A 21,249-nucleotide genomic window follows, 5' to 3' on the forward strand; every position below is an offset into this window, starting at 1 on the left:
ACGCCGCGTTGGCGCATATGAAACTGCTGGCAAAGCACGGCCGGTTTGCGTATCACTCCGCCGCCAACGGAAACTTATCGATGTTCGAAAATCTCCAGCCCGCGCCTGCCGACAAGATCCTGGCCTTGATCGGCCTCTATCGCGCCGACCCGCGTCCCGACAAGGTCGATCTCGGGGTCGGCGTCTATAAGGATCGCGACGGCAAGACGCCGGTGATGCGCGCGGTGCGCGAAGCCGAAAAGCGGTTGCTGCAGGGCCAGGATACCAAGACCTATCTCGGCCTCGCCGGGGATACCGCCTTCAACGCGGCGCTGGCCAGGTTGGTGTTCGGCCCAGCCGCCGACATGACACGCATTTGTGCGGCACAGGCGCCTGGCGGCTCCGGCGCGCTGCGGCTGGTGGCAGAGCTGCTGAAAAGGACCCGCACCGACGCGATGGTCTGGCTGTCGGATCCGACATGGCCGAACCACACGCCGGTGATGCGCGCCGCTGGCCTGCAGACACGCGAATATCCCTATTTCGACGCTGCTTCTGGTGCGGTTCGCTTCGACGACATGCTGAATGCATTGAGAACCGCCAATCCTGGCGACGTCGTATTGTTGCATGGCTGTTGCCATAACCCGACGGGCGCCAATCTAGAAATCCCGCAATGGGCTGCCATTGCCGATCTTGTCGTTGAGCGCGGCCTGCTGCCCTTTGTCGACATCGCCTATCAGGGCTTTGGCGACGGGCTTGATGCGGATGCCGCCGGCTTGCGCCTTCTGGCGGCAAAAGTTCCGGAAATGGTCGTTGCCTCGAGCTGCTCGAAGAACTTTGCCGTCTATCGCGACCGAGTCGGTGCAGCGCTGATCATGGCGAAAGACGGCGCGCAGGCGGATTTGGCGATGGGCCAGATGCTGTCGGCGGCACGTGCCATGTATTCGATGCCGCCGGACCACGGCGCGGCGGCGGTGCGCATCGTGCTCGAAGACCCCGCATTGCGTTCCGATTGGGAGGCAGAGCTTGAAGAGATGCGGCTGCGCATGCTGCGGCTGCGCGTCCAGTTCTCCGAGGCGCTGCGCCGGCAGTCCAACTCCGACCGTTTCGATTTCGTCGCCAGCCATCGCGGCATGTTTTCCCGGCTCGGCCTGTCGGAAGCGCAAGTCGAGCGGCTGCGCGCCGAGCATGGCATCTACATGGTCGGCGACAGCCGCATCAACGTTGCCGGGCTGCCCGAGGACGGCATGGATGCGCTCGCCAAGGCGATCGTCTCCGTGCTCGACTGATGCTTTTGCTAACTAGGATCTTCCGGAAACCGGGTCCACTTTCGTATCATGGTCTGGCGGCCCATCTGTGGACAAGGCGCCCTCACCGGCTGAAGCCGTTGGCCGCACAGCCGTGTACAGGATAGCGTTTCCCAGATGAAACCCTCGAAAGACATTTCCCGGCTGATCGAGATCATGGCAGCGCTGCGGGCGCCGGAAACCGGTTGCCCGTGGGATATCGAGCAGGGCTTTTCGACAATCGCGCCATACACGATCGAGGAAGCCTACGAAGTGGCGGACGCCATTGCGCGCGGCGATCTCGACGATCTGCGGGACGAGCTTGGCGATCTCCTGCTGCAAGTGGTCTACCACGCGCAAATGGCCGAGGAGGCCGGCGAATTTTCATTCGGCGATGTGGTCCAGGCCATCACCACAAAAATGATCCGCCGCCATCCCCATGTCTTCGGCGACGACAAGGCGCGCAGCGCCGGCATGGCCAAGGGCATGTGGGAAAAGATCAAGGCAGAGGAAAAGGCGGAGAAGCGCAGTGCGCGCCTCACCCGTGGGCTCGACCCGGAAGACCATGGCAAGGGCTTTCTCGACAGCGTGCCGGTCGCGCTGCCCGCGCTGACCCGGGCGCTCAAGCTGCAGGAAAAGGCCGCCCGCGTCGGCTTCGACTGGAGCGAGGCGGCACCGATCCTCGAAAAGATAGAGGAGGAGATCGGCGAATTGCGCGAAGCGCTCGCCAAAGGCGACAGCGCGCCGATCAAGGATGAGTTCGGCGACATGCTGTTTGCGATCGTCAATCTCGGCCGGCACCTCAAAATTGATTCCGAAGCGGCACTCAGCGGCACCAACGAAAAATTCCGGTCGCGCTTCCACTATGTCGAGCGGACGCTGCAAGCGTCGGGAAACAGCCTAGAAGAGGCGACGCTGGACGAGATGGAAGCGCTCTGGCAGCAAGCAAAAAGCGCGAAGTAAAGGTCCCTACCCGCTGTTTTGACGTCGCAATCGGCTTTCGATCTCCTGCCGGGCGCTGTGCGTGGCCTTGAGCGCGATGGTCACGCTGCCATCCTCATTGTCATCACGCGAGGCGATGTCGCCGTTGCGGTAAAGCCAGTCGACGACGGCGAGTTGGTCGGGCTTGAGCGTGACGGTGAACGTCTCCAGTTCGCCCGACATCATCGTCTCGATGATCGCCTTCAGCGCATCGATGCCCTCGCCGGTCACTGCCGATATGGCGATTGGCGGTGCCTTCTTGCCGTCAGCACCATCAGCAAGCAGCCGCGCCCGGTAGCCCTCGTCGAGCCGGTCGATCTTGTTCCATACTTCGATGACGCGCTTGCTATCGCGGGCATCGACGCCGAGATCGGCAAGGATGCGCTCGACATCTTCGGCCTGCGCGGCCGTATCGGGATCGGAGATGTCGCGCAGATGAATGACGAGGTCTGCCTCGACCACTTCCTCCAGCGTCGCCCTGAAGGCCGCGACCAGATGTGTTGGCAGGTCGGAAATGAAGCCTACCGTGTCGGAAAGGATGATCGGCGTACCGTGCGGCAGGCGCACGCGGCGCAGCGTCGGGTCGAGCGTGGCAAACAGCATGTCTTCGGCCAGCACCCCTGCTCCGGTCAGCCGGTTGAACAGCGTCGACTTGCCGGCATTGGTGTAGCCGACGATCGCCACCACCGGAAATGGCACCTTCTTGCGCTTGGCACGGTGCAGGTCGCGGGTGCGGCGCACGGTTTCGAGCTCGTGCTTCAGCTTGGTGATCTTGTCCTGCAGCACACGCCGATCCGACTCGATCTGGGTCTCGCCAGGACCGCCGAGAAAGCCGGCGCCGCCGCGCTGGCGCTCGAGGTGGGTCCAGCTTCGGACAAGGCGGCCCTTCTGGTAGTTGAGATGGGCAAGGTCGACCTGCAGCGTGCCTTCTTTGGTGCGGGCGCGCTCGCCGAAAATCTCCAGGATCAGCCCGGTGCGGTCGAGCACCTTGGCGTTCAACTCTTTTTCGAGGTTGCGCTGCTGTACCGGAGTCAGCGGATGATCGACAATGACCACTTCCGCGTGGCCCTCTTTGACGATCTCGGCGAACTCCGCGACCTTGCCGCTGCCGAGCAGGGTCGCCGGACGTGGATCATTGACGGTCACCACCGCCGTGTGGACCAAGTCAAGGTCGATGGCGCTGGCGAGGCCGACCGCCTCGTCGCGACGGGCCTCGGCGGAACGGGTCAGGCGCGGACGATTGGTATCGTCGTCGCCACGCGGCTGCCGGGTAAGCACCGGCACGATGACCACCGCCCGGGTCCGGCCGTTGGCCTCTGTCCCGGTCTGATGTGCTGGTTTTCCGCGAACGCTGCGGTCCGCGTCTTTCTCACGTGCCAATCAGGCGCCCTGGCTTTCCTCACCATCGAACATCTGAACCGGCTGGCTCGGCATGATCGTGGAAATAGCGTGCTTGTAGACAAGCTGGGAATGGCCGTCGCGACGCAGCAGAACGCAGAAATTATCGAACGAAGTGACCACGCCGGTCAGCTTCACGCCGTTGATGAGAAAGATGGTGAGTGGGTTTTTGCTCTTGCGAACTGAATTCAGGAACAGGTCCTGAAGATTTTGCGATCGTTCCGCCATTGTTCTTGTCTTTCGCCGATCCCCTTCGGTTTGCAGGCCAATGCGCCAAATTAGCCGGCACATGTCAAGCACGCAAACACCATCTTGCCGTCAGTAACGACAAGCAGAACGAGATATATTGATGTTCATTCCATCTGTGCGGTTATCAGGCTGGACTTTTTTCCGCAACGTCAAAAAAGGCCTGCCGTAATGAAACTGTTATCGAGCCCGGGTGGCCGTTGGCGACGGGAGCGCCATCGATCGCCACCACCGGCATGGCAATCGTGGTTGCAGAGCTGATGAAAACCTCGCGCGCGGCCTTGGCTTCGGCAACCGAAAAGCCGCGCTCCTCAATCTTCAGGCCAAGCTTGGCGGCGACATCGAACAGTGTCGTGCGGGTGATGCCGCGCAGGATGCCGTGCTCGGCGGGCCGTGTCACCAGCACGCCGTCCCTGGTGATGATCCACGCGTTCGACGATCCACCTTCCTTGACGGTACCGTCAACATCAACGAACCAGGCCTCCTGAGCGCCGGCTTCCTTGGCTTTCTGCTTGGCCAGCACGTTCGGCAGCAGGCCGACCGACTTGATATCGACCCGATCCCATCGGTTCTCCGGCACCGTGATGACCCGGATCCCGCTCTCGGCCCGCTTCGCGGCAACTGCAGGATCGGCTTTTTTGGCGATCACCACCAGTGACGGCTTCGTGCCCGCCGGCGGGAAGAAAAACTCGCGGCTGGCGACGCCGCGTGTCACCTGGACGTAGATCAGACCGTCGACGACATGGTTGCGGCGCACCACCTCGCGCATGACGAGCGGTAGCACGCCGCGCGTGATCGGCCAATCGATCGAGAGTTCGGTAAGTGAGCGGTTCAATCGAGCGAGATGGCGCGGCATGTCGACGATGAAGCCTCGTGCCACCTCGCAGACCTCGTAGACGCCATCGGCGAATTGATAGCCACGGTCTTCGATATGCACCGAAGCTTCGGCGTGAGCGACATAGCGCCCGTTAACATAGGCAATGCGCGGCATGGCAAATCCCTGGAAGAAGTCCCAGCTTTCTTATGCAATTCCAAGGACCGCAGTAACCGATAATTGCGTGGGCCACGACTGGTTTGGCTGTCAGACGCCCAGCGACTTCAGCTTGCGGTGCAATGCAGAGCGTTCCATGCCGATAAACTCTGCCGTCTTCGAGATGTTGCCGCCAAAACGGTTGATCTGGGCGATCAGATAATCCTTTTCGAATTGTTCGCGTGCTTCACGCAGCGGCAGCGCCATTATGTGCTGATCGGACTTGTTTGGAGTGCGCGGCATGACGTCGCCGATCTCGGCAGGCAAGAGGTCGGCGGTGATCGGCGCATCGACATCATCGCCACGCGCCAGGATCATCAGACGCTCGACATTGTTTCGCAACTGCCGAACGTTGCCCGGCCAGTTGTGCGCCTGCAGCACCGCCAGCGCGTCGTCGCCGATGCGACGCGGCTTGATGCCGGCCTGGCGAGCGATCTGCTTCATGAAATTGTCGACCAGATAAGGAATGTCCTCGCGACGCTCGGCCAGTCCCGGCACCATGACCGGAACCACGGCCAGGCGATGATAAAGGTCCTCACGGAAACGGCCGTCGGCGATCATGGCTTCGAGGTTCTGCGAGGTCGACGAGATGATGCGCACGTCGACCTTGACCCGCTTGGTGCCCCCTACCCGCTCGAACTGCTGTTCGACCAGCACGCGCAGGATCTTGTTTTGCGTCTCGCGCGGCATATCGGCCACTTCATCGATGTAGAGAATGCCGCGATGGGCTTCCTCCAGCGCGCCGACCTTGCGTTCGACGCCGTTCGATTCGGTGCCGAACAGCTCGATCTCCATACGCTCAGGCGTGATGTTGGCGGCGCTCAGCGTCACAAAAGGTGCACTCTTGCGCGCCGACAATGCGTGGATGGCGCGCGCCGCCAGTTCCTTGCCCGAGCCGGAGGGGCCGATAATCATGACGCGGCTGTTGGTCGGCGCGACGCGCTCGATGGTCTGGCGCAATTGGCTCATTGCCGACGACATGCCGATGAGGTCGAAAGTCTCGCCGCTGCGCAATTTGAGATCCGAAACCTCGCGTCTCAATTTGGACGTTTCAAGCGCCCGTTCGGCAATAAGGATCAGCCTGTCGGCCTTGAACGGCTTTTCAATAAAATCATAGGCGCCGCGGCGGATGGCCGAGACCGCCGTTTCGATATTGCCGTGGCCCGAGATCATCACCACCGGCAGGTTCGGGTGCATCGTCTTGATCTCGTCCAGCAAAGCGAGGCCATCGAGCCGCGAACCCTGCAGCCAGATGTCGAGGAAGATCAGCCGGGGTGCTCGGTCGGCGACCGCCGCCAGCGCGCTGTCGGCGTCAAACGCCGTGCGTGTTTCGTGACCTTCGTCGCTCAGGATACCGGCGACGAGTTCGCGGATGTCTTCCTCGTCATCGACGATGAGAATATCAGACGCCATTACCGACCTTTTCAGTTTCTTTTTCGTGTTCCGTCTTGCCCTCGCCGCGTATCGGAACTGTGGCGGCAACCGGCAGGATGATGCTGATCATTGCACCCCGCCCATCGTGGAAGTCCGCTGGTGCATCGTGCAATTCGAGTCGCCCGCCATGGTCCTCCACGATCTTCTTGACGATAGCGAGGCCAAGCCCGGTGCCTTTCTCGCGTGTCGTCATGTAAGGCTCGAGCAAGCGCTGCCGGTTTTCGCGCGGCAAGCCCCTGCCGTTGTCGATGACGTCGATTCGAATCGCGCCATTCTGACGTCCGGCTTGAATCCGGATTATGCCGTGCGGACGATCCTCTGCATCAAGTCCGTCGATGGCTTCGGCGGCATTCTTGATGACGTTGCCGAACGCCTGCGCCATCAGGCGGCTGTCGAACGTGCCTTTGAGCGGCTCATTGCCGAAGACGCGCTCGAAGGTGATGTCGGCGCGGCTTACTTCGACCAGGAACGAGGCCTCGCGCAACGAATCGCGCAGATCGATTGCCTTCATTTCCGGTTTCGGCATGCGGGCGAACGCCGAGAACTCGTCGACCATGCGGCCGATGTCCTCCACTTGCCGGATGATGGTGTCGGTGCATTGATCGAAAACCTCACGGTCCTCGGTGATGACCTTGCCGTAACGGCGCTTGATGCGCTCGGCCGAAAGCTGGATCGGCGTCAGCGGGTTCTTGATCTCGTGGGCGATGCGCCGCGCCACGTCGGCCCATGCAGAGGAACGCTGTGCCTGGACCAGATCGGTAATGTCGTCGACTGTCACGACGTAGGACTTATCCTCCGAACCGTCGTCGCCGGCTTCAATCGTGATCTGCACGTTGAAGGTCCGTTCGGTGCCGGCACGATAGAAGGTGACCTGTTCGCGATAGACCGGCTTGCCCGATTTGCGGCCGATCTCGAAGACGCGGCCGACATGCGGCAGCACCGCGGAAAGGTTCTGCCCAAGCGCTGCCGGAGCGGATATGGCCAGCATGGTTTCGGCCGAACGGTTGACGATGGTGACGATGCCATATGGATCGACGCCGATGACCCCGGCGGTGACGCCGGCAAGCACCGCCTCCGAAAAGCGCCGCCGCTCGTCGATCAAATCCTTGGCCGACAGGATCTCGTTGCGCTGCGATTTCAGCTCCATCAGCATCTTGTTGAAGGTGTCGCCGAGCGAGGCGACGTCACCGTCGGAGGGGCGGACAGGCACGGCTACGTCGAGATTGCCGGTAGCGACCTCGTCGGCCGCGCCGATGAGCTGACGAATCGGCCGCACCAGGCGGTCGGCCACCGCAATGCCGGTCCAGATGGCGGACAGGATGATGATCAGCGTCAGCGACAGATAGGGAAGCGCGAAAGCCACTTGCGAGGTGCGGCGATTGTCTTCGAGACCGCGATATTCGGCGGTGTTGGATTTGACGATCTGCCGCGCCTTGATCACCTCGGGATCGACGAGGCGGATGGTGTAAAGATAGAGGCCGTCGATCTCGCGCAGCTTGACGATGGCACCCATGATGTTGCGGGTGCGCGGTTCTATCAGCACCGGCTTGCCGTCTGCAGCGCTTGCCACGGCGCCCTCAGGCGGCTCTGGCATGGCAAAGTCCGCGTCGGTCTTGGCGCTCATGACGAAGGAACCATCGGGCTTGATGAGTGCCGCGTGCGCCAGCGAGCGACCCACCGCCTCCTTGTTCATGAGGTCGAGGAAACCGGTACGATCGAGGCCGTAAAGCGTGCGCGAAGCGTCGAGGTCGTAAGCCATCGACAACGTCGTGCCCTGAAGATTTCGCGCGTTTTCCTGCACATAGGCGTCAGCGATCGACAACGACGAATTGACGATCGTCTTGGTGCGGATCTCGAACCAGCGGTCGAGGCCGATGTCGAGCGTGATCGACGCGATGATCGCCACCATGATGGCGGGGATGGCGGCGACCAGCGCAAACATCGCCACTATGCGCACATGCAGCCGCGACGCAGCCTTGCCATGCCGTCGTGCCATCAGGATGCGATGCACCTCGCGGCCGACCAGCAAAATCAGAAACAGGACGAACGCCGCATTAAGCGCAATCAGCGCCAGCGTCGTCCTCGCGTCGGGCGTGATCGGCGTCGCACCGACCAGAATGGCGAAGGAGATCGCCGCCGTCACCAGCGCACCGGCAATGGCGATCACGCCCGGCAGCGCAAGCAGCCGGCGACCGTCTCGCGCGCCCGTATTGCTGAAAAGCGATTTGCTCAGTGTCGGTGCGTGCAGGGCCATGTCGCTGTCTAGAGCCAGTGATTACGTCGGATGTATGCAACGCATTGTGGCGATTATGCAACAAGTGTGGCCTAGACGGAAATCTTTCGGCAATCGATCCCCTGGAAAGCGCTCGTAAAGGGATTCGTCTAGACCTGCCTGGACGATTTGTAGACGTTGACGCCGAGTTCGCGAATCTTCTTGCGCAGCGTGTTGCGGTTGAGCCCCAGCAATTCGGCAGCCTTGATCTGGTTACCGCGCGTTGCGGTCATCGAGGCGAGGACCAGCGGATATTCGACCTCAGAGAGGATTCGCTGATAGAGCCCGGCCGGGGGCAGGTCGCCGGCAAACGAGGCAAAATAGCGTTGCAGGAAATGCTCCACCGCCTGGCCGATGGAAAGGTCATCGGGAATGAGGTTGCCGCCACCTGGAACGACAGGCCTTTCGCCGGTCTTCAACTCCGCCTCGATGATCTCGGCGGAAATCTCGTCCTGCGAATACAGTGCGGCCAGCCTGCGAATGAGGTTTTCGAGTTCGCGCACATTACCGGGCCATGGGTAGCGCTTCATCAGCTCGATGCCGCCGGTGGAAATGCGCTTGGTCTGCAAGCCTTCACTGACGCCGAGCTTGAAGAAGTGGCGGACGAGGTCCGGAATGTCCTCCGACCGCTCGCGCAGCGCCGGCAGCCTGAGCGGCACAACATTCAAGCGGTAGAACAGGTCCTCGCGGAAAAGCCCCTGATTAATCAGTGTGCGCAGGTCCTTGTTGGTGGCAGCGACGATGCGCACGTCGGTCTTGATCGGCGTGCGGCCGCCGACCGTGGTGTATTCGCCCTGCTGCAACACACGCAGCAGCCGCGTCTGCGCTTCCATCGGCATATCACCGATCTCGTCGAGGAAGAGCGTGCCGCCTTCGGCCTGCTCGAAACGGCCGGTGGAGCGGTTCTGCGCGCCGGTAAAGGCGCCCTTCTCGTGCCCGAACAACTCCGATTCGATCAGGTCGCGCGGGATCGCCGCCATGTTGATAGCGACGAACGGACCGCCTCGGCGGCGGCCGTATTCATGCAGCGCGCGCGCCACCAGTTCCTTGCCGGTACCCGACTCGCCGCTGATCATGACCGTCAGGTCGGTCTGCATCATGCGCGCCAGCATGCGGTAGATGTCCTGCATGGCCGCCGAGCGGCCGACCAGCGGCATCGTTTCCGGCGGCTCGTCGGCCCGCGTATCGATCTTCGGCCGCCGCGGCTCGGAAAGAGCGCGGTTGACGATGTTAAGCAGCTCCGTCAGGTCGAACGGTTTCGGCAGATACTCGTAGGCCCCGGTTTCGGAGGCACGAATTGCTGTCATGAACGTGTTCTGCGCACTCATGACGATGACCGGCAGTTCCGGTCGCGCCTTCTTGATGCGCGGCAGCATGTCGAAGGCGTTCTCGTCAGGCATGACAACGTCGGTGATAACCAGATCGCCCTCGCCCGCCGCAACCCAGCGCCACAGCGTCGAAGCGTTGGAGGTGACACGCACGTCGTGGCCGACGCGCGAAAGCGCCTGGTTGAGGACAGTGCGGATGGCCGCATCGTCGTCGGCGACGAGAATATTGCCGCGAACGGTCATTTGCGGTCTCCTTCACCGTCGTCGTCGGTGCCAAACTGGGTTTCTTTCCACGCCGGCATCAGGATGCGGAAAGTGGTGCCGCGCGGGGTCGATTCGCATTCAATGATGCCGCCATGCTCGCCGACGATCTTTGCGACCAGCGCCAGACCGAGACCGGAGCCGTTCGGCTTGGTGGTGATGAAAGGATCGAAGAGGATCGGCAGGATGTCTTCGGAAACACCCGAACCGTTGTCACGCACGCAGAATTCCAATGGCAGCGATACGCGGTCCTGGGTCCCGGGTACGGAAACACGGATGCCCGGACGGAAGGCGGTCGATAGCATGATCTCGCCCTGCGGATCACTGCCGATCGCCTCGGCGGCATTTTTTACCAGATTGAGAAACACCTGGATGAGCTGGTCGCGATTGGCAAAAACCGGAGGCAATGATGGATCATAGTCCTCCAATATCTTGATTCGCTTGGCAAAACCGTTCTTGGCGATTGCCTTGACATGGTCGAGCACGACATGGATGTTGACGGGGTAGCGGTCGATCGGCCGCTCGTCGGAAAACACCTCCATGCGGTCGACCAGCGAGACAATGCGGTCGGTCTCGTCGGTGATCAGCCTGGTCAGTGCGCGATCCTCGTCGGACGCCGACAGCTCTAGCAACTGCGCAGCACCACGAATGCCGGACAGCGGGTTCTTGATCTCATGGGCAAGCATCGCGGCGAGGCCGGTGACCGAGCGTGCCGCACCGCGATGCGTCATCTGCCGGTCGATCTTGTCGGCCATTGAGCGTTCCTGGAACATCACCACGACCGAGCCTGGAAATTCCGTCACTGGTGCGACGTAGAGGTCGACCACCTTCTCGATGCCGAGACGTGGCGACGACACGTCGACCCGGTATTCGTTGACCGGCGCCCGGCGCTCGCGCACCTGGTCGACAAGCGTCAGCAGCGGGCTGCCGAAAGGAATGAGCTTGTGCAGCGTGTTGCGGGCGAGCATCGTGGCGCTCGACCGGAAAAAATCCTCGGCATCGGCATTGGCGAAGGTGATGAAACCTTCCGGATCGACCATGATCACCGGCCGGCGAATGGTGTTGAGCACAATATGCGCGGCGTCCGCCATATCCGTGCTCTGTGTGACGGTAGCGTTCATGCCGCACTCCGCAGGTTCGCCGCTTCGGGAGCGGTTGAAAACATGTCGCGCAGCAACGCAATGACACGCCCAGGCTCGAAAGACGTGAGTATGGTCTTGCGCCGGTCGTCGCTTGTGCCGCCGGCGTGGCGGTCGAGATACCAGCCGAGATGCTTGCGCGCCTGGCGCACTCCGCTTTCCACGCCATAGAGCGCCAGCATGTCTTCGTAATGGGCAATGACGTAGTCGGCCAGCGCTTGCGGGCTTTCCGGCATGCTGGATACCGGCTCGGCCAGCGCGGCCGCTACAATGCTGCCGGCCGTCCACGGCGCGCCATAGTGCGCGCGGCCGACCATCACCGCGTCGGCGCCAGACTGCTCGAGGATCGACGCGGCCTCTGCCGGCGAGCCGACATCGCCATTGGCAACGACCGGGATCGAGACCGCCTGCTTGACGCGTGCGATGGCACGCCAGTCGGCCTTGCCCTGATAGAACTGGCAACGCGTGCGGCCGTGCACCGTCACCATCTTCACCCCGGCCTGCTCGGCGCGTCGCGCCAGCATCGGCGCGTTGAGCGCGCCTTCGTCCCACCCGAGCCGCATCTTGACCGTGACTGGCACCGCGATCGCGCCGACTACCGCTTCGATCAGCGACAACGCGTGGTCGAGGTCTCGCATCAGTGCCGAACCGGCATAGCCGCCCGTCACCTTTTTGGCCGGACAGCCCATGTTGATGTCGATGATGTCGGCGCCTTCGCCGACCGCGATTCGCGCGCCTTCGGCCATGTGCATTGCCTCGTGGCCGGCAAGCTGGACCATGTGGACAGGCAGCCCGGAATGACGGATGCGCAGGCTGGAACCAGCCCTGCCCTTTGCAAGCTCACCGCTCGCCACCATTTCCGATACGACCAGCCCGGCGCCATGCGCATGCGCGCGTTGCCGGAACGGTTCGTCGGTGATGCCCGACAGGGGCGCGAGAAATACGCGATTGCGGATTCTCACGCCACCCACATCCAGCGGCGAAGCTAATTTGGTCACATCAGGCATGCACAAAAACCAAGCACCTTCGGTTGCTGCACATTCTCTAGCCAGAACGACGGCAATGTGCAACGCGCAATGTCGTGACATTAAGGCGCATTTGGGAAAAAAACGGATCGCCGCACCGCATCAATCCTGGGTCTTTCAAAAGCGATACCACTTTTCGGGATCATGCGTTAAGCGTCTCGGCATGAGAGATGTGAGCGAAAAGCAAGCTGCGGACGACAAGGTCGCCGTGGTCATCGTTGCTGCCGGCCGCGGCGCGCGCGCTGGACAGGCCAATGGGCCGAAGCAGTACCAGCAAATTGGCGGCGGCGCCGTTATTGCACGCACGCTCGGTGCCTTTCTGACGCATCCGAAGATTGGACCTGTCGTCGTTGCTATTCATGCCGACGACGGCGCGCTTTTCCGCCGTGCGGCCGGTGCGAACGCCGACCGTGTCGTCGCTGTGACCGGCGGTACGTCACGGCAGGAGTCCGTCCGCCTTGGACTGCTGGCGTTGAGAAGCAATGCGCCGGGCCGGGTTCTGATCCATGATGCGGCCCGGCCGTTTGTCGATGCGGAACTAATAGACCGCACGATCGCAGCTATTGGCGAGCGCCAGGGGGCACTGCCTGCTTTGCCGGTTGCCGATACGCTCAAGCGCGAAACGGCCGAAGGCATGATCGGCGAAACCGTGTCCAGGGCCGGGCTTTATGCCGCACAGACACCGCAAGGCTTTCCGTTCTGGCCGATCCTGGCTGCGCACGAAAAGGCTCATCATCTGGGCAAAGCGGATTTCACCGACGATGCGGCAATCGCCGAATGGGCGCATATTCCGGTGAAGATCGTTCCCGGCTCGCCGGACAACGTCAAACTGACCTGGGCACGGGATATTGCAATGGCGGATCAGCGGCTTTCTAGCGCCCCACGTTTTCCCGACATCCGAACGGGCAATGGCTATGACGTCCATGCGTTCGAGCCCGGCGACCATGTCACCCTGTGCGGCGTCGCCATTCCACACGACAGGAAATTGTCCGGCCATTCGGATGCCGATGTCGGTCTCCACGCCTTGACCGACGCCCTGCTCGCCACCTGCGGCGCCGGTGACATCGGCACGCATTTCCCGCCCTCCGACCCACAGTGGAAAGGGGCCGCTTCACGCATCTTCGTCGAACACGCGGCCAAGCTGGTGCGCGCGCGCGGCGGGCGCATCGCCAACGCCGATATCACCCTGATCTGCGAGACGCCGCGCGTCGGCCCGCATCGCGAGGCCATGACCGAAACGCTTTCCGCAATCCTGCGAATTTCGCTCGATCGCATTTCGATCAAGGCGACAACCAATGAGAAGCTCGGCTTCGTCGGCCGTGAGGAAGGCATAGCGGCCATCGCGACCGCCAGCGTCGTGTTTCCAGGGGATGTCCCCGAGTGAGCAATAGCGATCTCGCAGATGCCCTGCTTCAGGCCTGCCAGCAGCGCGGCATCACGCTGGCGACGGCCGAGAGCTGCACCGGCGGCATGATCATCGCCGCCCTGACCGACATCGCCGGCTCTTCCGCGGTGGTCGATCGCGGCTTCATCACCTATTCCAACCAGGCCAAGACCGAGATGCTCGGCGTCTCGGCCGCTACGCTCGAGGCGCACGGCGCGGTCTCGCGCGAGACCGCAGTGGAGATGGCGGCCGGAGCCTTGGCCCATTCGCCGGCCGGGCTTGCACTGGCGGTAACTGGCATCGCCGGTCCGGCCGGCGGCTCGGCGGAAAAACCTGTCGGCCTGGTCTGGTTCGGCGTCGCCGTGGCTGGCCGGCCGGTAGTCAGCGAATGCCAGCTTTTCGCCGACAAGGGCCGTGATTTCATCCGCCGGGAGACGGTCCGGCATGCGCTTGAGCTGGGTCTGCGCGCGCTCGCTGCGGATCAGGCTGCCGATGGCGCGCCGTAGATGATTTCGGCCCTTTTCTCGAACGCCTCGGAGAACATGCGGAAGGCACGGTCGAACATGGTTCCCATCAACGCCCCCAAAATGCGGCTCTTGAACTCGTAGTCGATAAAGAAGCAGACGTTGCAACCGCCGCCGTCGGCCGGGTCGAAGCGCCAGACATTGCTCAGATATTTGAAAGGGCCGTCAATGTATTTCACATCGATGGTGTTCTCGTCCGGATTCAGCAGCACCTGCGTGGTAAAGGTCTCGCGGATCGCCTTGTAGCCGATGCTCATGTCGGCGATGAGCAAGGTGCGTCCGTCGCGTTCCTTGCGTGAGCGAACCGTCAGTGCCTCGCAAAGCGGCAGGAATTGCGGATAGGATTCGACATCGGCGACCAGAGCGAACATCTGCTCCGGCGTATGCGCGACGCGGCGATGGGCTTCGAATTGTGGCATGAAACCAGTTTGTTAGGCGGACTTCCTGAGAAACGCTTCACGCGCCGCGCGTAGTCTGGCGAAATCGTCGCCGGCATGGTGCGACGAGCGCGTCAGCGGGCTCGACGCCACCAGCAGGAAGCCCTTGGTCCTGCCGATCGTCTCGAAGGACTTGAATTCCTCAGGCGTGACGAAGCGGATCACCGGATGGTGTTTCTTCGACGGCTGCAGATATTGGCCGATGGTCATGAAGTCGACATTGGCCGAACGCAGGTCGTCCATCAGTTGCAGGATTTCGTTCCGCTCCTCGCCAAGGCCAACCATGATGCCGGACTTGGTGAAGATCGAGGGGTCAAGCTCCTTGACCCGCTGCAAGAGCCTGATCGAGTGGAAATAGCGCGCGCCCGGCCGAACCGTCAGATAGTTAGACGGCACGGTCTCGAGATTATGGTTGAAAACATCCGGCTTGGCCGCCACGACGATCTCCAGCGCACCGTCCTTGCGCAGGAAATCGGGCGTCAGGATTTCGATCGTCGTCAACGGGGTTGCTGCCCTGATCGCACGGATGACATCGGCAAAATGCTGGGCCCCGCCATCCGCGAGATCGTCGCGATCGACGGAGGTGATGACGACATGGCTCAAGCCCATCTGCTTGACCGCATGCGCGACACGCGCCGGCTCGTCGGGATCGAGTGCGGTCGGGATGCCGGTGGCGACATTGCAAAAGGCGCAGGCCCGCGTGCAGATCTCGCCCATGATCATGAAGGTGGCGTGCTTCTTCTCCCAGCACTCGCCGATATTGGGGCAGCCCGCCTCTTCGCAAACCGTCACTAGCTTGTGAGACTTCACGATTTCGCGCGTCTCGGCATAGCCTTTCGACATCGGCGCCTTGACGCGGATCCAGTCAGGCTTGCGCAGTACGTCCTGATCCGGCTTGTGCGCCTTTTCGGGATGCCGCAGGCGCGGCGCATTGGCAATCGTGTCAAGGACGGTGACCATGTGAAACCCGGCTCATTGGCAAGCGCTTGTCCAGCGCTCGCTCTACCCACGTCATCTAGGACTTTTCGGCGAAAAGAAAAAGGCCGCGATCACGCATGCCGCGGTGGCCTTTTTCGCATAGCAAGTGCCGACAGAGGTTAGCGGCGCACCAGTCGTCCGACCGCAATCAGAATGCAGGCGCCGATGAAGCCGGTGATCAGATAGGCGATCCAGCCGACGCCGAAGATGCCAATGTTCAGGGCCTGCAAGATGGCGTTCAACACGATTGCGCCGACAATGCCGAGAACGATGTTCATGAGGATGCCGGTATTGCTCTTCATGACCATCTCGGCGAGCCATCCCGCCAGGCCACCGATGATGATGGCTGCTACCCAGCCCACGCCGTTCATTTCCATATGCCCTCTCCTTGTATGATGGATGATGCCTGCGAAACGAATTGCTCTGCCGTCGAGTTCCGTTGTGTCTTCCCTGTGAGACTCGCCCAACTAATTTATCATGCATTCAGTGCGCGACCATAGGCGTCGAGTACACTCTCCTTCATCATCTCTGACAGGGTCGGGTGCGGGAAGATCGTGTGCATCAGCTCTTCCTCGGTGGTCTCCAGATTCATCGCCACGACGAAGCCCTGGATCAGTTCGGTTACTTCTGCGCCGACCATGTGGGCACCCAGCAACTGGCCGGTCTTCTTGTCGAAAATGGTCTTGACGAAGCCTTGGTCCTCGCCGAGCGCAATCGCTTTGCCGTTTGCCGCGAACTGAAAGCGGCCGACACGGATGTCCTTTCCGTCGGCTTTCGCTTTGGCTTCTGTCAGTCCGACCGAGGCGACTTGCGGATTGCAATAGGTGCAGCCTGGGATCTTCAGCTTGTCGGTGGCATGCACGCCGGGGAAATTGGCGATCTTTTCCACACAGACCACGCCCTCATGCTCGGCCTTGTGGGCGAGCATCGGCGGTCCGGCAACGTCGCCGATGGCGTAGATGCCCGGCACGTTGGTCTTGCCGTAGCCGTCGACGACGACGCAACCGCGGTCGGTCTTCACGCCGAGCGTCTCGAGGCCGAGGTTTTCGATGTTACCCTGTACGCCGACGGCCGAGATCATACGATCGGCGGTGATCTTCTCGACCTTGCCGTCCTTCATCTCGACATGCGCGGTGACCGAACTGGCGCCCTTCTCGACCTTGGTTACCTTGGCTTCGAGGATGATCTTCATGCCCTGCTTCTCGAACTGCTTTTGCGCAAACTTCGACACTTCGGCGTCCTCGACCGGCATCACGGCTGGCAGCAGTTCGACCACCGTCACCTCGGCGCCCATGGTGCGGTAGAACGAGGCGAACTCGATGCCGATGGCGCCCGAGCCCATCACCAGCAGCGATTTTGGCATCTCTTTCGGCACCATCGCCTCGAAATAGGTCCAGATCAACTTGCCATCAGGCTCGATGCCGGGCAGCGCGCGCGGCCTGGCGCCGGTCGCCAGAATGATGTGCTTGGCGCTATAGGTGCCCTCACCCTTGACGCCCTTGGGCGCCGGCGGCTGCGGCTCCATCGGCTTCTTCGACGATTTTGACACGACGATCTCGCCAGGTTTGGTCAGTTTGGCTTCGCCCCAGATGACGTCGACCTTGTTCTTCTTCATCAAGAAGCCGACGCCGCCGTTGAGTCGCAGCGAGACCTTTCGTGATCGATCGACGACGGCGGCTGTGTCGACGCTGACCTTGCCATCGTTCTTCAGGCCGTAGTCCTTCAGATGATCCGAATAGTGCATGATCTCGGCGGAGCGCAGTAGCGCTTTGGTCGGAATGCAGCCCCAGTTGAGGCAGATGCCACCCAAGTGCTCGCGCTCGACGATCGCCGTCTTGAAGCCAAGCTGCGCCGAACGCACTGCAGTGACATAGCCGCCGGGGCCGGAGCCGATGATGATGACGTCGTAGTTCTCAGCCACGGCTTTCTCCTTCACAATTCCAACATGAGGCGCACGAGCGGCGCCAGCGCTTGCCCGACGTTCCGCGTGTTTTCGGCATCGAGATGGACGCCGTCGAGCGGCGTGGTTTTGGCCACCGTGCCGGCATCGAAGAAGCCACAGCCGGCCTCGTCGGCAAGGGCGGAATATTGCGGCGCCAGCCGCTTTGACGCGTCATCGCCGCCAGCGAACATTTCCTTGAACTCGGCGTTTTCCGTGCGGCTGACTACGGGCGGCGCGACGATCAGGATCTGCGGCGCCGGCCAATTGAACGGGTAATCGTGACAGCGCACGATATCGATCAGGCGTTGCATGCCTTGCTTGGCCGCGACCGGATTACCATGAATCCACGGCTTCATATCGTTGGCGCCGAGCATAATAATGATCAAGTCGATCGGTGCGTGCGTCGTCAGGATTGTTGGCAACAGCCTTGCGCCATTGCGGTCCGCCCCGGCCAAGTGATCGTCGAAGGCTGTGGTTCGGCCATTCAGGCCTTCGGCAACGACCTCGACGCCGCTGCCCAATGCCGCCTGCAGCACGCTCGGCCAGCGATCTTCCAGCGGGTGCCGGCCGAGGCTTGCCGCGTCATAGCCCCAGGTCAGCGAATCGCCATAGCAGAGGACCGTTTTCATGCGTTTTCCCCCTCCAACAAAGACCTATCCGCAATCGCTACCGCCCGAACAGCCAATGTACGATAATCGTTTACGAGCCGGATTGGATGGAGGCGAAAAGGCTGGTGTAGAATTTCCGCACCGCCCTGTTCCCCGCTTAGACCAGCATGCCCATCGGATTTTCGATCATGCGCTTGAAGGCGACGAGCAGCTCGGCGCCGAGCGCACCGTCGACTGCGCGGTGATCGGTCGACAGCGTCACCGACATGATTGTTGCGATCTTGATCTCGCCGTTCTTCACCACCGCGCGTTGCTCGCCGGCGCCGACCGCCAGGATCGTCGCGTGCGGCGGGTTGATGACGGCAGAAAAATCCTTGACGCCGAACATGCCGAGATTGGACACCGCCGTGGTGCCGCCCTGATATTCTTCCGGCTTCAGCTTGCGGCTGCGGGCGCGCCCGGCAAGGTCCTTCATCTCGTTGGAGATAACGGACATCGTCTTTTCGTCAGCACGCCGGATGATCGGGGTGATCAGGCCGCCGGGGATCGATACGGCAACGCCGACATCGGCGTGCTTGTGCTTGATCATGGCGTTTTCTGTCCACGACGCATTGGCATCCGGAACCGCCATCAGCGCCATGGCAAGAGCCTTGATGACCATGTCGTTGACCGACAGCTTGTAGGCCGGCGTTTCGCCCTTCTCGGTCTTCTTCACCGGGGCGGCCGCATTGATCTGTGTGCGCAGGGCCAGAAGTGCATCGAGTTCGCAGTCGAGCGTCAGATAGAAATGCGGGATGGTGGTCTTGGCCTCGACCAGCCGCCGCGCAATCGTCTTGCGCATACTGTCATGCGGGACAAGATCGTAGGAACCTTCGGCGAACAGTTTGAGCACCTGCTCGTCCGGCATCGCCTTGGGTGCTGCGGCGGCAGGCGCCGGAGCGCCGGCGGGGGCCGCTTTTGCTGCTGGTGCCGCCTTGGCGCCGCCACCGGAAATTGCGGCATCGACATCGGCCTTTACCACGCGGCCGTGGGGGCCGGAGCCGGTCAGCGCCGCGACATCTATACCGGCTTCGCTGGCAATGCGCCGGGCCAGCGGCGACGCGAAGATGCGCTCACCGTTTGCCGATTGGCTGATCTCCCCCCGTGTGGGGGAGATGCCAACTGGGGGCAACGAGGGCAGGCCAGAGGGGGGCGCCTCGCTCCCTGCGGCGGGAGGGACAGCGCCCCCCTCTGTCGACTTCGTCGACATCTCCCCCACGGGTGGGGAGATTGGTGCTTTTTCCTGCTTCGCCTCAGCCTTTGCCGGCGCAGCGCCATCACCGCTTTTCGCGGCGGCCGCCGCATCCTCCCCCTCAGCCGCCAAGACCGCGATCAGCGCATTGACCTTGACGCCTTCAGTGCCCGCCGGAACCACCAGCTTGGCGACCGTGCCTTCGTCGACGGCTTCGACTTCCATCGTTGCCTTGTCGGTCTCGATCTCGGCAATCACGTCGCCGGGCGAAACCTTGTCGCCTTCCTTGACCAGCCACTTGGAAAGGTTGCCTTCTTCCATTGTGGGCGACAGCGCCGGCATGGTGATGTTGATAGGCATTTTGTCCTCCGCCCTGCTCAGCGATATGTGACGGCTTTGACCGCCTCGACGACCTCGCCGACATTGGGCAACGCCAGCTTTTCGAGGTTCGCTGCATAGGGCATCGGCACGTCCTTGCCGGCAATGGTGATGACCGGTGCGTCGAGGAAATCGAAGGCACGCTGCGAGACCTGATTGGCGATATGGTCGCCGACCGAGTTCTGCGGAAAGCCTTCCTCGACCACCACCAGGCGATTGGTCTTTTTGACCGAGGCGATGATCGTGTCGAAGTCGAGCGGGCGGATGGTGCGCAAGTCGATTATCTCGGCATCGATGCCCATGCCACGCAACTCCGCCTCGGCCTTAATCGCGTAGGTCATGCCGATGCCGAACGAGACGATGGTCACGTCCTTGCCGGATTTGTGAATGCGCGCCTTGCCGATCGGCAGCACGAAATCGTCCATCTTCGGCACGTCGAAGGAGTGGCCGTAAAGGATTTCGTTCTCGAGGAAGATGACCGGGTTCGGGTCGCGAATCGCCGCCTTGAGCAGACCCTTGGCGTCGGCGGCGGTATAAGGCATCACCACTTTCAGGCCGGGAATATGGCTGTACCAGGCGGCATAGCATTGCGAATGCTGCGCGGCGACGCGGGCAGCCGCCCCGTTCGGGCCGCGAAAGACGATCGGGGCACCCATCTGGCCGCCAGACATGTAGAGCGTCTTGGCGGCAGAATTGATGATCTGGTCGATCGCCTGCATGGCGAAGTTGAAGGTCATGAATTCGACGATCGGCTTCAAGCCGGCCATCGCCGCGCCAACACCAACGCCGGCAAAGCCGTGCTCGGTGATCGGCGTGTCGACCACGCGCCGCGGACCGAATTCCTGCAACAGGCCTTGCGTGATCTTGTAGGCGCCCTGGTACTCGGCAACCTCCTCGCCCATGACAAAGACATCGCCGTCGCGGCGCATTTCCTCCGCCATTGCATCGCGCAAGGCTTCACGTACCGTGGTCGAGACCATTTCGGTGCCGGCCGGGACGTCGGGATCGGCGGCAATTTCCAGCTTGGGTGCGGCGGCAACAGGTGCTGCAGCTTCGCTCTTGGCCGGAGCAGCCGCGGGCGCTTCCGCTTGCGACTCAATGGCCTCCTCGCCGATACCTTCGCCTGCCTCGTCGACGTCTTCGCCATCGACGGCCAGCACAGCGATCAGTGTGTTGACTTTGACACCCTCGGTGCCGGCAGGAACCACGATCTTGGCAAGGGTGCCGTCGTCCACGGCTTCGACTTCCATCGTTGCCTTGTCGGTCTCGATCTCGGCAATGGCGTCACCGGCTACGACCTTGTCGCCCTCTTTCTTCAACCACTTGGAAACATTACCCTCTTCCATGGTCGGCGAGAGGGCGGGCATGAGAATTTCGATCGGCATGTCCTT

At 62.0% G+C, this 21,249-nt stretch carries 19 protein-coding genes; 4 read left to right on the forward strand and 15 right to left on the reverse strand.

Annotated elements, in window-relative coordinates; genetic code table 11:
- Positions 1–80: 80 nt before the first annotated feature.
- Both NKJ13_RS15580 and mazG read left to right on the forward strand, forming a co-directional pair.
- Positions 81–1,265 (forward strand): amino acid aminotransferase, encoded by a 1,185-nt coding sequence (locus tag NKJ13_RS15580; protein WP_352736445.1) that lies wholly within the window; start codon positions 81–83, stop codon positions 1,263–1,265.
- A gap of 135 nt (positions 1,266–1,400) precedes the next feature.
- A complete protein-coding gene (gene mazG, locus NKJ13_RS15585; protein WP_352507406.1) occupies positions 1,401–2,225 on the forward strand; it encodes a nucleoside triphosphate pyrophosphohydrolase in 825 nt (274 codons plus the stop codon).
- A gap of 6 nt (positions 2,226–2,231) precedes the next feature.
- On the opposite strand, the gene hflX is transcribed toward mazG, so the two are convergent.
- From hflX to dusB, 8 genes are all read right to left on the reverse strand, one after another.
- Positions 2,232–3,623: a GTPase HflX gene (gene hflX / locus NKJ13_RS15590; RefSeq protein WP_352777879.1), complete on the reverse strand. Its 1,392-nt coding sequence runs from the start codon at positions 3,621–3,623 to the stop codon at positions 2,232–2,234.
- Positions 3,624–3,869, reverse strand: coding sequence for an RNA chaperone Hfq (gene hfq, locus NKJ13_RS15595; RefSeq protein ID WP_006202172.1), 246 nt, complete (start codon positions 3,867–3,869; stop codon positions 3,624–3,626).
- A gap of 145 nt (positions 3,870–4,014) precedes the next feature.
- Positions 4,015–4,878 carry a D-amino-acid transaminase gene (locus NKJ13_RS15600; RefSeq protein ID WP_352689299.1) on the reverse strand — a complete coding sequence of 288 codons (864 nt, stop codon included), beginning with the start codon at positions 4,876–4,878 and terminating at the stop codon, positions 4,015–4,017.
- Between the two features lie 90 nt (positions 4,879–4,968).
- On the reverse strand, positions 4,969–6,330 hold the full coding sequence (gene ntrX / locus NKJ13_RS15605) for a nitrogen assimilation response regulator NtrX (RefSeq protein ID WP_254817201.1): 1,362 nt from the start codon (positions 6,328–6,330) through the stop codon (positions 4,969–4,971).
- A complete protein-coding gene (locus NKJ13_RS15610) occupies positions 6,320–8,605 on the reverse strand; it encodes a sensor histidine kinase NtrY-like (RefSeq protein ID WP_352478832.1) in 2,286 nt (761 codons plus the stop codon). The genes ntrX and NKJ13_RS15610 overlap by 11 nt, the downstream gene beginning before the upstream one ends.
- A gap of 128 nt (positions 8,606–8,733) precedes the next feature.
- Complete coding sequence (gene ntrC, locus NKJ13_RS15615) at positions 8,734–10,194, reverse strand: nitrogen regulation protein NR(I) (protein ID WP_254817199.1); 1,461 nt, start codon at positions 10,192–10,194, stop codon at positions 8,734–8,736.
- Positions 10,191–11,333: a two-component system sensor histidine kinase NtrB gene (locus tag NKJ13_RS15620; RefSeq protein ID WP_352703985.1), complete on the reverse strand. Its 1,143-nt coding sequence runs from the start codon at positions 11,331–11,333 to the stop codon at positions 10,191–10,193. The genes ntrC and NKJ13_RS15620 overlap by 4 nt, the downstream gene beginning before the upstream one ends.
- On the reverse strand, positions 11,330–12,358 hold the full coding sequence (gene dusB / locus NKJ13_RS15625) for a tRNA dihydrouridine synthase DusB (protein ID WP_352703987.1): 1,029 nt from the start codon (positions 12,356–12,358) through the stop codon (positions 11,330–11,332). The genes NKJ13_RS15620 and dusB overlap by 4 nt, the downstream gene beginning before the upstream one ends.
- Before the next feature lie 181 nt (positions 12,359–12,539).
- Between dusB and NKJ13_RS15630 the strand changes: the two genes are divergently transcribed.
- Positions 12,540–13,760 carry a bifunctional 2-C-methyl-D-erythritol 4-phosphate cytidylyltransferase/2-C-methyl-D-erythritol 2,4-cyclodiphosphate synthase gene (locus NKJ13_RS15630; protein WP_352703989.1) on the forward strand — a complete coding sequence of 407 codons (1,221 nt, stop codon included), beginning with the start codon at positions 12,540–12,542 and terminating at the stop codon, positions 13,758–13,760.
- Positions 13,757–14,266, forward strand: coding sequence for a CinA family protein (locus tag NKJ13_RS15635; RefSeq protein WP_254817196.1), 510 nt, complete (start codon positions 13,757–13,759; stop codon positions 14,264–14,266). The genes NKJ13_RS15630 and NKJ13_RS15635 overlap by 4 nt, the downstream gene beginning before the upstream one ends.
- Here NKJ13_RS15635 and NKJ13_RS15640 read toward each other — a convergent pair.
- The 7 genes from NKJ13_RS15640 to NKJ13_RS15670 all read right to left on the reverse strand — a co-directional run bounded on the left by NKJ13_RS15640 (position 14,242) and on the right by NKJ13_RS15670 (position 21,243).
- Positions 14,242–14,703, reverse strand: a complete 462-nt coding sequence (locus NKJ13_RS15640) for a type II toxin-antitoxin system RatA family toxin (protein WP_352703991.1) — start codon at positions 14,701–14,703, stop codon at positions 14,242–14,244. The two genes, NKJ13_RS15635 and NKJ13_RS15640, sit on opposite strands and share 25 nt — an antisense overlap.
- 12 nt (positions 14,704–14,715) lie before the next feature.
- The gene (gene lipA, locus NKJ13_RS15645; RefSeq protein WP_352478827.1) at positions 14,716–15,681 is read right to left on the reverse strand and encodes a lipoyl synthase; all 966 of its coding nucleotides are present in this window, start codon (positions 15,679–15,681) and stop codon (positions 14,716–14,718) included.
- A gap of 137 nt (positions 15,682–15,818) precedes the next feature.
- Positions 15,819–16,076: a GlsB/YeaQ/YmgE family stress response membrane protein gene (locus tag NKJ13_RS15650; protein WP_023675081.1), complete on the reverse strand. Its 258-nt coding sequence runs from the start codon at positions 16,074–16,076 to the stop codon at positions 15,819–15,821.
- 98 nt (positions 16,077–16,174) lie between these two features.
- On the reverse strand, positions 16,175–17,620 hold the full coding sequence (lpdA, locus tag NKJ13_RS15655; RefSeq protein WP_352736440.1) for a dihydrolipoyl dehydrogenase: 1,446 nt from the start codon (positions 17,618–17,620) through the stop codon (positions 16,175–16,177).
- Positions 17,621–17,631: 11 nt separating this feature from the next.
- A complete protein-coding gene (locus NKJ13_RS15660) occupies positions 17,632–18,270 on the reverse strand; it encodes an SGNH/GDSL hydrolase family protein (protein ID WP_352703995.1) in 639 nt (212 codons plus the stop codon).
- Positions 18,271–18,406: 136 nt separating this feature from the next.
- Complete coding sequence (locus NKJ13_RS15665; RefSeq protein WP_352703997.1) at positions 18,407–19,840, reverse strand: pyruvate dehydrogenase complex dihydrolipoamide acetyltransferase; 1,434 nt, start codon at positions 19,838–19,840, stop codon at positions 18,407–18,409.
- A gap of 17 nt (positions 19,841–19,857) precedes the next feature.
- Entirely contained in the window at positions 19,858–21,243 is a 1,386-nt protein-coding gene (locus tag NKJ13_RS15670; RefSeq protein WP_352703999.1) for a pyruvate dehydrogenase complex E1 component subunit beta, read from the reverse strand.
- Between the last annotated feature and the right edge of the window lie 6 nt (positions 21,244–21,249).

Origin of the sequence: Mesorhizobium sp. M0174, assembly GCF_040322275.1 — a bacterium.
Classification (GTDB): domain Bacteria; phylum Pseudomonadota; class Alphaproteobacteria; order Rhizobiales; family Rhizobiaceae; genus Mesorhizobium.